Source organism: Streptomyces sp. SID13726 (assembly GCF_010548375.1).
Lineage (GTDB): Bacteria > Actinomycetota > Actinomycetes > Streptomycetales > Streptomycetaceae > Streptomyces.
This window is the reverse complement of record NZ_JAAGLY010000198.1, coordinates 1-570: the sequence shown is the minus strand read 5'-3', so window position 1 is coordinate 570 and position 570 is coordinate 1. Positions and strand designations below refer to the sequence as shown.

General features: G+C 64.6%; 1 protein-coding gene. It reads right to left on the bottom strand.

All coding sequences use genetic code 11. The features are described 5' to 3' along the window. Window positions 1-570 (bottom strand): AAA family ATPase (locus tag G3I78_RS47140; protein WP_164436765.1); only part of this gene is annotated, 570 nt, incomplete at both ends.

Here is a 570-nt window from a genome sequence, read left to right as displayed (position 1 = left end):
GCGGATGCTTCCGACCACCCTGCGGCGGCACCGACGCGCTCGTGCCCTCGATGATCTTCAACAACGCCTGCTGCACACCCTCACCCGACACGTCACGCGTGATCGACGGGTTCTCGGCCTTGCGAGCCACCTTGTCGATCTCATCGATATAGATGATCCCCGTCTCAGCCTTCTTCACGTCGAAGTCCGCCGCCTGCACCAGCTTCAACAGAATGTTCTCCACGTCCTCACCGACATACCCCGCCTCGGTGAGCGCCGTCGCATCCGCGATCGCGAACGGCACGTTCAACATCCGCGCCAACGTCTGCGCCAGATACGTCTTCCCCGTCCCCGTCGGACCGATCAGCAGAATGTTCGACTTCGCCAGCTCCACGTAGTCCGGGTCGTCGGGGCTCGACGGCTTCGACTGCTCGCCCGCCTGGACGCGCTTGTAGTGGTTGTAGACGGCGACGGCCAGGGCCCGCTTGGCGGCGTCCTGGCCGATGACGTACTGCTCGAGGAACTCGAAGATCTCCTTGGGCTTGGGCAGCTCCGTGAGGCCGAGCTCGGTCGCCTCGGCGAGCTCCTCCT